This window comes from Kineosporia sp. A_224, assembly GCF_002198655.1.
Classification (GTDB): domain Bacteria; phylum Actinomycetota; class Actinomycetes; order Actinomycetales; family Kineosporiaceae; genus R-H-3.
The window spans coordinates 1-9,632 of record NZ_MWLN01000185.1 but is presented as its reverse complement, the minus strand read 5'-3'; the positions used below and the strand labels follow the sequence as shown (position 1 = coordinate 9,632).

General features: G+C 76.0%; 11 protein-coding genes. 2 read left to right on the top strand and 9 right to left on the bottom strand.

All coding sequences use genetic code 11. The features are described 5' to 3' along the window. From EDJALFJO_RS34445 to EDJALFJO_RS35710, 9 genes are all read right to left on the bottom strand, one after another. Positions 1–1,216: LysM peptidoglycan-binding domain-containing protein (locus EDJALFJO_RS34445; RefSeq protein WP_369812558.1), on the bottom strand; the 1,216-nt coding region annotated here is incomplete at its 3' end. Continuing rightward, positions 1,213–1,680, bottom strand: a complete 468-nt coding sequence (locus tag EDJALFJO_RS19260) for a pilus assembly protein TadG-related protein (RefSeq protein ID WP_088287939.1) — start codon at positions 1,678–1,680, stop codon at positions 1,213–1,215. The genes EDJALFJO_RS19260 and EDJALFJO_RS34445, both read right to left, overlap by 4 nt. Then, on the bottom strand, positions 1,677–2,099 hold the full coding sequence (locus EDJALFJO_RS19255; protein ID WP_198950454.1) for a TadE/TadG family type IV pilus assembly protein: 423 nt from the start codon (positions 2,097–2,099) through the stop codon (positions 1,677–1,679). The genes EDJALFJO_RS19260 and EDJALFJO_RS19255 overlap by 4 nt, the downstream gene beginning before the upstream one ends. Next, the gene (locus EDJALFJO_RS19250) at positions 2,096–2,521 is read right to left on the bottom strand and encodes a TadE/TadG family type IV pilus assembly protein (RefSeq protein WP_198950453.1); all 426 of its coding nucleotides are present in this window, start codon (positions 2,519–2,521) and stop codon (positions 2,096–2,098) included. Before EDJALFJO_RS19250 ends, EDJALFJO_RS19255 begins: the two co-directional genes overlap by 4 nt. A gap of 2 nt (positions 2,522–2,523) precedes the next feature. Then, entirely contained in the window at positions 2,524–2,730 is a 207-nt protein-coding gene (locus EDJALFJO_RS19245; protein WP_088287937.1) for a hypothetical protein, read from the bottom strand. A 60-nt stretch (positions 2,731–2,790) separates the two neighbouring features. Next, on the bottom strand, positions 2,791–3,717 hold the full coding sequence (locus tag EDJALFJO_RS19240; RefSeq protein ID WP_088287936.1) for a type II secretion system F family protein: 927 nt from the start codon (positions 3,715–3,717) through the stop codon (positions 2,791–2,793). Further along, a complete protein-coding gene (locus tag EDJALFJO_RS19235; RefSeq protein ID WP_088287940.1) occupies positions 3,714–4,601 on the bottom strand; it encodes a type II secretion system F family protein in 888 nt (295 codons plus the stop codon). Before EDJALFJO_RS19235 ends, EDJALFJO_RS19240 begins: the two co-directional genes overlap by 4 nt. After that, on the bottom strand, positions 4,598–5,905 hold the full coding sequence (locus EDJALFJO_RS19230) for a CpaF family protein (RefSeq protein ID WP_088287935.1): 1,308 nt from the start codon (positions 5,903–5,905) through the stop codon (positions 4,598–4,600). The genes EDJALFJO_RS19235 and EDJALFJO_RS19230 overlap by 4 nt, the downstream gene beginning before the upstream one ends. A gap of 842 nt (positions 5,906–6,747) precedes the next feature. Next, positions 6,748–7,503: SAF domain-containing protein (locus tag EDJALFJO_RS35710; RefSeq protein WP_233149945.1), on the bottom strand; the 756-nt coding region annotated here is incomplete at its 3' end. A gap of 383 nt (positions 7,504–7,886) precedes the next feature. Between EDJALFJO_RS35710 and EDJALFJO_RS33610 the strand changes: the two genes are divergently transcribed. Together EDJALFJO_RS33610 and EDJALFJO_RS19210 are read left to right on the top strand one after the other, a co-directional pair. Continuing rightward, entirely contained in the window at positions 7,887–8,552 is a 666-nt protein-coding gene (locus EDJALFJO_RS33610; RefSeq protein ID WP_143448660.1) for a hypothetical protein, read from the top strand. Between the two features lie 316 nt (positions 8,553–8,868). Then, on the top strand, positions 8,869–9,576 hold the full coding sequence (locus EDJALFJO_RS19210) for a hypothetical protein (RefSeq protein ID WP_088287931.1): 708 nt from the start codon (positions 8,869–8,871) through the stop codon (positions 9,574–9,576). The last annotated feature ends 56 nt before the right edge of the window (positions 9,577–9,632 follow it).

Sequence of the window (9,632 nt, the reverse complement as noted above, 5' to 3'; positions counted from 1 at the left end):
TGCCGCCGGGTGCCCCGGCGGCCTGCGGGACGACCGGGGCGACCGGGGCGACCGGGGCGACCGGGGCGGATGCACCCGTCGTGACGTCGTCGCCGTCCTGCTCCGCCGCCCCCGGCGCGGAGGCGCCCCGGACCGACGAGCCACCGGCCGGGCCGGAGCCGCCCGGGAGGACCGCGCCGTCGGGCCGGGCGGTGTCGTCCTCGGCGGCCTGCGGGCCGTCCGGCACCGACGAACCGGCCGCCGGGCCGGTCGCGGTGCCGGTCGCGGTGCCGGTCGGCGCGGGGGCGGTGAACCGCTCGACCCCGACCGCGTCGTCCGGCATGACGAGGTACCAGCCGGGCTGGATGAGCCGGGCGAGCTCGAGCGACCGGCCGTCCGGCTGCGGCCGGCCCTTGTTGAGCGCGTGGATCTCGGGCCAGCGCCGGCCGTCGCCGAGGTGCCGTTCCGCGATGTCCCAGAGCGAGTCGTGGTGGCGGCCGTGCGGCGGCGCGACGACGTAGACCTTGCGGCCGACGAGGGCGGCGAGGTCGTCGGCGCCGACGGCGTCCCCGAGGACCGAGGCCGGGACGACGACGGTGCCGCTCGGCCCGCCCTGCTCGGCGGCCCCGGCCGGGGCGGCGGCCCCGTCGTCGGCGGGGCTGACCGCGACGGCGGGCGCCAGGTGCAGCGCACCCGGGGCGCCGTCGCCGACCTGGCCGGCGGCCCCGGGGTCGACGGACACGACGGCGACCGGCGCCGGCGGTGCGGCGCTGCCGGCCGCGGCCTGGACGGCGAGCGTCGCCGAGAGCAGGACACCCGCGACGAGGCCGCGGGCGAGCCGCTGCGCGGGGCCGGCGAGCGGGACCGGTGCCGCGAGGACGCCGCCCCGCAGCGCCGCGACGACCTCGACGACGGTGCACACCGCGAACTGCAGCCACGCCACCCAGACGACGACGAGGAGCACGGTGACGACCTGCTCGACCCCGAGGGCACCGGAGAGCCAGCCCCTTCCGGGCAGCCCGGTCGGCAGCGGCGGGCCGCCGCCGAGCGCGAGGAGCGCCGCGGGGACGCCGACGAGCAGGGCCAGCAGCGCGAGCACGTTGCCCGCGACGGCGAGCGGGCTCCGGGTCGCCTGCACCGGCACCGGCCGGAACCGGGCCGCGCGCAGGTCGGGGCCGGGCGGCGTCGGCTGCGGCGTCGGCTGCTGCGCGGGTTGCGTGGACTGCGTGCGGGTCATGGGACCTCCGCCGTGATGCCGACGGCCGCGCGGGCCTGCGCGGACGCGTCGACGGTGAACGAGCCGATGCCGACGAGGGAGAGCAGTGCGGTCGGGACGACGCGGCGGGCCCGGACGGTGACCGCGGCGTCCGTCGCGACGACGGCGGTGTCCGGGCCCGCGTAGCCGCGGGTCCCGAGGAACGCCTGCGCGGCCTGCCGGGCGGCGCCCGGCTCGATCCGGACGACGCCGGACTGCCGCAGCGAGAGGACGTCGACGCGCTGCGCGCCGGCCCGGGCGGCCTGCTCGGCGTCGTCCGCGACCTGCTGCCGGGCGTTGAGCGCGAGCCCGCCGTCGACGACGAGCCCGGCCATGGCGAGGAGCGCGATCGCGAGGAAGACGACGAACGCGGTCGCGGTGCCGGCGTCGTCCGGCCGGCCCGCGGTGCGGGCGGACCCGGTGCGGCGCAGAGAGTCCCGCGTCATCCGGTCCGCCGGTAGGTGTCGAGCGGGGCGGCGCTCGTGCCGCTCACGGTGACCGTGCCGGGGACGCCGATGAGCCCGAGGTCGGACATCGTCACGCTGCAGCGCACCTCGACCTGGACCGTGCCGCCGGCGACGAACGCGCCGCTGAGCCCGGCGCCGCTGCACGTACCGGTCCGGGCGCCCGCGGCGACGGTCGCGTCCGCCGCGGCCTGGGCCTGCCCCGCGGTGCGCTCGACGGACGCGGCGCGGGCGGCGTCCCGGGCGACGGCCTCGACCTGGCCCCGGACGTTGACGTAGCGGCCGAACGCGACGACGAGCATGACGAACGCGACGAGCACCGGGGTGAGGATGACGACCTCGACGGCCATCGAGCCCCGGTCGGGGCGACGCCCGCGCCTCGCGGGGATGCGGGCGGTCACGGGGTGTCCGGCCGGAAGATCTCGACCGGCCCCTGGACGGTCTGGGTGATCCGCGGCATCGGGACGCCGGGCGCGACCTGGATCGCCGTCCCGACGACGGTCGCCCGCACCTGGTCCGGGCCGACGACGACGACCTGCACCTGCGGGTCGAGGAGCACGCCCTTGCCGACCGTCGCCGCGTACACCGCACCGCGGGCACGGGCGGCCGCAAGCGCCTGCGGCGTCCCGCCGCCGACGCGGGCCACCCGGGACGCCTCGCGCGCGGCGGCCTGCGCGGCGCGGTCTCCGAGGTAGGCGAGCGAGAACTGCACCACCGCGAAGATGCACAGCAGCAGGAGCGGCATGTACAGCGCGAGCTCGACGGTCGAGGCCCCGCGGTCCGTCGGACGGCGGGGGTGTCGGCGGTGCGGACGGCGCAGCACGGTCAGAAGTTGATCTTCCCCAGGGCGGCGGTGATCTTGCCGTTGAGCGCGGTGAAGACGACCGCGGCGAGCAACACGAGACCGGCCGTGATGACGACGAGCTCGACGACGGAGGCGCCGACGCTGTCCGCGGTGCGCGCCCGGTCGGCGCGGCCGCGCAGGAGCATGAGGACGAAGCCGATCGGCGTCGTGGGGTCGGGCTGGGGCATCGGGCTCTCCGTTCGTCGGTGCAACAGGTGTCGTGCGGTCGGTCGCGCGGGTCGGACGGGTCAGCTGGCGAGCACCCGGACGAGCGCCGGGTAGATGAGGAAGACGAGGAACCCCAGGGCGAGGAGCATCTGGGCGACGAGCATCGACTGCGAGCGGGCCTGCGCCCGGCCCTCGCTGTCGGCGAGCTCGCGGCGGCGCAGGGACGTGGCGCGCGAGGCGAGCGACTGCCGGATCTTCGCTCCGTCGTCCGCGACGAGGGCGAGCGCGGCCGAGAGGTCCTTGAGCTCGTCGACGCCGATGTCGTCGCCGAGCGTGCCGAGCGCCGACCACGGCGTCGTCCCCTGCAGGCGCGCGTTCTCCAGGCACTCCCGGATCCGGCCCATGGCCCAGCCGGGGCTGACGCCGGCCGCGGACTGGAGCGCCTCGGGGACGCCCCGGCCGCCGGCGAGGTTCATGGCGACGAGGTCGAGGAAGGAGCCGACGACGTGCCGGAAGTGCCGGCGCAGCGACTCGGCGCGGGAGCGGACGACGAGGGTCGGGCCGACGGCCCCGACGAGGGCGGCGAACAGGCCGGTCCACAACGGCATCGCCCCGCCGAGGGCCGGCGCGACGACCGACCCGATCGCGGTGAGGACGACGACCCCGACGAGCGCCCCGACCGCTGTGAGCAGGCTGCGCGCGAGGTGCGTGGCGGGCGAGCGGCCGACGAGCGCGAGGTCGCGCTGGACGTCGGCGGGCAGGGACACCCCGGAGTCCTCGAGCGACTCGAGGATCGACTCCCCCAGCCGGCGCAGCCGCATCGGCTCCGCCGCGAAGCGCCGGTCCGTGGCGAGCGCGACGTCGCGGCGCATCCGGCGGCGCTGCGCGTCGAGCTCGGCGAGGGCGACGGCCCCCGAGGCGCGGGCGCCGTCCGGGCGCAGCAGCACCCGGACGAGCAGGTGCAGCCCGAGGCCGCACAGCGCACCGGCGAGCAGGACGGCGGTCACGGCGTGCCGCCGTCCGCGAGCAGCCGGCCCGGCTCGTCGAACGTCGAGAGCCGGCGCAGCCAGAAGAAGCCCGCGGCGAAGAGCCCGAGGATGACGAGCAGCACGACCTGCCCGGCGAAGGTGCCGTACGGCGCGACGTACGTCGGGTTGAACACCGACAGCCCCGAGACGAAGACGAGCGTCACGCCGACGACGATCTGCACGCTGCGGCGGGTGCTCGCGCGCCCCGCGGAGACCCGGCCGCGCATCTCGAGCTCGGCGCGGGCGCTGTCCGCGAGGGAGGTGAGCACCTCGCGCAGCCCCGGGCCGCGCAGCCGCGCGTTGAGCACGAGCGCGGCGATGACGAGGTCGGCGCTCGGGTCGGCGAGGTCGTCGGCGAACCGGCGCAGCGCCTCGGTCATCGGCATCCGGACCCGGAGCCGGTCGGCGAAGGTGCGCAGCTCGGCGGCGATCGCGGCGGGCGGGGCGTGCGAGGACGCGATGACGGCCTGCTCGAGGCCGACCGCGCCGGCGATCGTGTCCCGCAGCGACTCGGTCCACACCGCGAGCGCCTCGACCTTGGCCGCCGCCTTCTTCTCGGCCGCGGCACCGCCGAACAGGGACGGCCAGACGACGACGAGCGCGCCGGCGGCGACCGCTGCGACCGGCCAGCGGGTGAGGACGAGCGTGAGCAGCCCCGCCCCGACGGCGACGAGACCCCGGCGGCCGAGCCCGCGCAGCCGGGCGACGAGGCTCGCCCGCTCCCGGCCGGAGCGCTGCCCGTCGGCCCCGGCCACGGCGCGCTCCCGGGGCACGAGCGCGGCCCCGAGCAGGGCGAGCCCGCCGCCGACCGCGGCCCCGGCGAGCAGGAGCAGCAGGACGTCGAGGCGTGGCGCTCCGGTCATCCGCCCCACCCCGCGGGGACGGCGGGCCGGTAGCCGGCGTCGACGAGCTCGGGCAGGCACGACAGCGGCGCGGAGGCGACGGCGGCGCCGTCCGGCCCGGCCGCGAAGACCTCGCTCGACAGCACCCGGCCGTCGACCCCGTTGACCTCGCGGACGCTCGTGACGATGCGGCGCAGCGTGCCGCCGCGGTGCGCGTCGTTGCGGCGCTCGACGAAGACGACGAAGTCGATGGCGCCGGCGATGAGCATCATCGTCGCCTCGGTCGGGAGCCGTTCGGCGGACTGGATCGCGTAGGTGCAGATCCGGTTGAACACCTCGAGCGAGGAGTTCGCGTGGATCGTCGAGAGCGAGCCGTCGTTGCCCTGGCTCATCGCGTTGAGCATCGTGACGATCTCGTCGCCGAGCACCTCGCCGACGATGACCCGGCTCGGGTTCATCCGCAGCGAGCGCCGGACGAGCTCGGCCATCCCGATCGCGCCCTGGCCCTCGGAGTTCGGCAGCCGCTCCTCGAACGCGACGACGTTCGGGTGCAGGTCCTCGAACTCGCCGAGGCCCAGCTCGAGGGCGCGCTCGACGGTGACGAGGCGCTCGTACGGCGGGATCTCGTTGGCCAGGGCGCGCAGCAGCGTCGTCTTCCCGGCGTTCGTCGCGCCCGCGATCATGACGTTCTTGCGGGCGCCGACGGCCGCCGAGAGGAACCCGGCGAGGTCGGGCGTCAGGGACCCGTTGTCCACCAGCATGTCCAGGCTGACCCGGGACAGCCGCGCGCGCCGGATCGACAGGCTCGGCCGGGCGCAGACCCCCATGACGGCCGACAGCCGGCTGCCGTCCGGCAGCCGCAGGTCGAGCTGCGGGTTGGCGCTGTCGAAGGATCGGCTCGTGAGGCCGGAGTAGGCGCCGAGCAGCTGGACGAGCTCGACGAGCTCGTCGTCGGTGTCCGCGACCGGGGGCATGACGGCCTCGCGGCCGTCGGCGTACGAGACGAAGACCCGGTCGCAGCCGTTGATGTCGATGTTCTCGACCATCGGGTCGTCGAGGAGCGGCTGGAGCCGGCCGACCCCGAAGAGCGCGGCGTGGATGCCGTCGGCGAGCTCGGCCTCCTCGGGCGGCGCGGGCGGCGTCCGGCCGACGGAGAGCTCCGCGCGCGCGTTCGCCTCGAGGACCCGGCCGATGACGGCGCGGGCGAACTGCCGTTCGTCCTCGGGGGTCAGGCTCGGCAGGCCGGCGAGGGCGTCCTCGCGGCGCTGCCGGGCGAGGACGTCGGCGACCTCCTCGCGCAGCCTCCGGACGAGGGCGGTGTCCATCAGGCGGCTCCGGCGGTGAGCCGGGCGGCGTCGGCGAGGAACGCGACGACCGCAGGGGCGACGCCCCGCACGGAGCGCACGAGGTCGGTGCGGCCCGGCGCCCCGCGGGCCGCACCGGCGAGGACGAGGGCCCCCTTGGGGTCGTCGGCGACCGTGCCGAGCACCCGCCCGGGCAGCGCGGCGGCGTCGAGCAGCCGCTGCACCTCGGCGTCCACGCCGCGTTCGCGCTGCGGTGCGACGAGGACGACCCCGACGGCACCGGCAGAGCCGGCGGCCGGACGGCCGGCGGCCGGACGGCGGACGCCGCGGGCCTCGGCGACGGCGCGGACCCGTTCGCGCAGGTGCACGAGCGACGCGACGTCGGTGCGCGCGACGAGCAGGACGGCGTCCGCGGAGCGCAGCAGCGGCGGCGCCGCGGCGGGTGCGGCGAGCCGGCCGCAGTCCGCGACGACGGTGCCCGGGGCGGCGGCGAGGCACGCCCCGACGTGCGGCCAGGCGGCGGCGAGACCGGACGCCTGCTCCGGTGCGCCGAGGCCGAGCAGGACGGGCAGCCCGCCCGCGAGGTGCTGGACGTGCGGGCCCAGGTCGGCCGCGCCGCGGTGCGCGGCCGCGGCGAGCGAGAGCAGCCCGCGGTCGGGGTCGAGCGGCTGCCCGGCGGCGTCGCGGTACCGCGACGACAGGTCGCTGCCCGCGAGGTCGAGGTCGGCGAGGAGCGCGGGCCCGGGGACGACACCCGCGAGCGCCACGGCGAACGTCGTCGCGCCCGGTGCGCCCTTGACCCCGGCGACGGCGAGCAGCGGCATCAGCCGGCCGCCCCGGCGGCGCCGGCGGCCGGCTGATGNTCGTCGCGGACTGCGGCCGGCCCGCCCCACCCGGGCCAGCGCGACCTTGCCCCCGCCGCTCGCGGCGGCGATCTTCGCGGCGGCGTCCGCGGGGACGACGAGCGTCACGACGCTGACGTCGGAGGCGGCGCCGAACGTGCTCGCCTCCGGCAGGTCGACGGTCTGGACGACGGCGTCCGTCGCGAGGACGGAGCCCTCGCCATCCGTGCCGTAGACGGCGACCAGGTCGCCGGCCTCGAGCGGCGTGCCCGGCGCCTGCCCGGGGGCGATGGCGACCCCGAGGGCGACAGTGCCGGGCCGCAGCACCGAGGCGCCGGTGAGCATCCCGCGGTCGAGGAGCCGCTCCTTGGCGATGGGGACGGCGGCGTACTGCCCGACGACCGAGGCCTGCTCGGTCGCGGGGATGAGTGCGAGCCCCTGGGTCGCGACCGGGGCGACGGCGAGCATGTCCGCGGTGATCCGGGTGCCGGCGGCGATGTCGTCGCGGGCGACGAGCATGTCGACGCGGTCGTCGATCCGCAGCGCGAGGAGCCCGGCGACGACCGCTCCGCCGGCGACGAGGAGGACCGCGAGCGCGGCCAGGCCCGCGTTGCGGCGCCGCGGCGGGCGCGGCAGGCGCTCCCCGCCCGCGCCGCCGTCCCGGCCGGCGGCGAGCCGGGGGTCACGCGGGTCCGTGCGGGGCTCGGAGCCGCGGGGACGCCAGCCGTTCTCGGTGCCGGACGGCGGTGCGCTCGGGACCGGGTGCTGCAGGCTCATGCGTCGTCCACGTCCGGGGCCTCGTGCCACGGACCGGAAGGGTCGGGACCGTGGCGGTTCGGTCGGGAGTCCGACGGGGCTGCCCTGCGGCAGGGCGTCCCCCCGGCACCGCCCGGCGGCATGATCTCCACACCGCGGGCGAGAGTCTAGACAGCGACGTCACCACGGGTACACCACCGGCGCCGGACTTGAGGTGTCGGTCACGTTCGGTATCACTCTCGGGTGATCATGTGTCGACCCAGCGTCCTGACGGGGTAGCACATTCACCCAACGTGACGGATCTTGCGGCCGGTCGTGATTGACGACGTCACCGTTGCGACGGAAAGATCCCGATCTCGGCGGGCACCAGCGGGGGGCTCGTCCGGTCCGAGAGGGAGACACCTGTGCACCGCGCCGTGGTCCCGGTCGCCGCTGCCGTGCTGCTGCTCGCGGGCTGCGGATCGGGGAGCTCGGGCGGATCGGCGTTGCCGACGGTGGGCGCATCGAGCGGGACGACCACGCCACCGGTGAGCCCGACCGAGACCGCGAGCGCGACGCCGACGGTGGATCCGTCGCCGTGGACAGCATTGCCGACGAGGGATGTCGGGCCGAACAAGGGCGTCTACAGCGGGGTCGTCCTGGCATCGTCGGTGGCGAAGACGGACGACGAGAAGGCTGCGGTCCAGGCTTACGTGGACTACTGGACCTACCTCGTCAATGCCGGCTTCAGCGCCAAGAGCGATGCGGCAGGGCTGCGACGTGTGGCCGACGGCATTCCCGCCGACGCCATCTCGAAGTATGTGAAGAACCTGCGGTCCAACGGGCGCAGGACAGTTGGCTGGGTGAGTATCAACGCCACATCGGTCACGGTCACGGAAGAGGCCGTGCTCCTGAAGGCGTGCATCGACAACGGCAGCTACGACGTCGATGCCAAGAGTAAGGAGCGGCTCGAGAAAGGGTCTCCTGGCTACGACGCCGAGGCCGCGCTTAGAACCATCTCCGGCAATCTTGTGGTGACCTTCTCACAGACGGCACGCCGCACTAAGCGATGCTCCGCATCCGAGGGCTGAGATGAAGTCGACGCTGACCCGCCGCATCCTCTCCGGAATGCTGTGCGCCGCGGCGGTCGTCAGTGTCCCGGCACGTGCCACAGCTGAGGCTGGCGACGGTGTCGTATCGCCACCGCCTGCCTCTAGTACCGGTGACGGGTACACGACCGCGGTTGTGCGCTTCAGCGGTGACGCAGCCCCCAACGGCGGTGGAACGAGCAGCGTTCGCGTCGCCGCACGCTGTTGGTGGCGCCCAGCCGACGGGCCTTGGACCGACGCTGACGCGTATGTCGGCTACTACAAGGCGATGCAGGGAACGCCGGAGTACGTCGCAAGGATGTACGGCCCACTTGAGTGGTACGAGGCCGCAGCGGCCTCCCCCGTCGAGATGCACTGGTACGCCGCGTACTGCAAGGACGTCGACGACTACTCCTCGTTCACAGGACAGACCTTCGTCTACAACGGCCAGACTCTGGCGGTGACCCACCGGGCATTCGCTGTCGGCACGCCCACGCCCCCGCCGCTCGTCGCCCCCGAAGCCCTTGCCGAAGCTGCCCGCGACGTCATGGTCCTCCCCCTCCCCGACGTCGAGCGCAACCCGAAGACCACCGGCGCGGGCCTGGCCGGCGCCACGTTCGTCAACCTCCCGACGTGGTTCTGGGTCACCGACCCCGCGGCCGTCGGCGGTGCGACCGGGCGCCGGACGATCCGTGCCGAGGTCGCCGGCGGCGCCGTCTGGGCCGAGGTCGTCGCGACGACGCAGGGCCTCGTCATCACGAGCCCGGCGGGTGCGACGTCCTGCCCGCCGACGACCGCGACGCAGGTGTGGTCCCCCGGCACGGACGACACGTCCGGCTGCACGGTGGCCTTCGAGCGCGCCTCGGTCGGCTACGCGAACGGCTACCCCGTCACCGCGGCGACCACCTGGGACGCCACCTGGACCGGCTCCGGCGGCACCGGCGGTACCCTCCCCGCCCTGGCCCGCCAGACAGTGACCCAGGTCCCCGTCGCCGAGTCCCAAGCCATCGTCACCACGACCGGCTGACCCCACCCGCACGCCCACCACCACGTCCGCCGTTCGGCCGCCCGCGTCGTCCGACG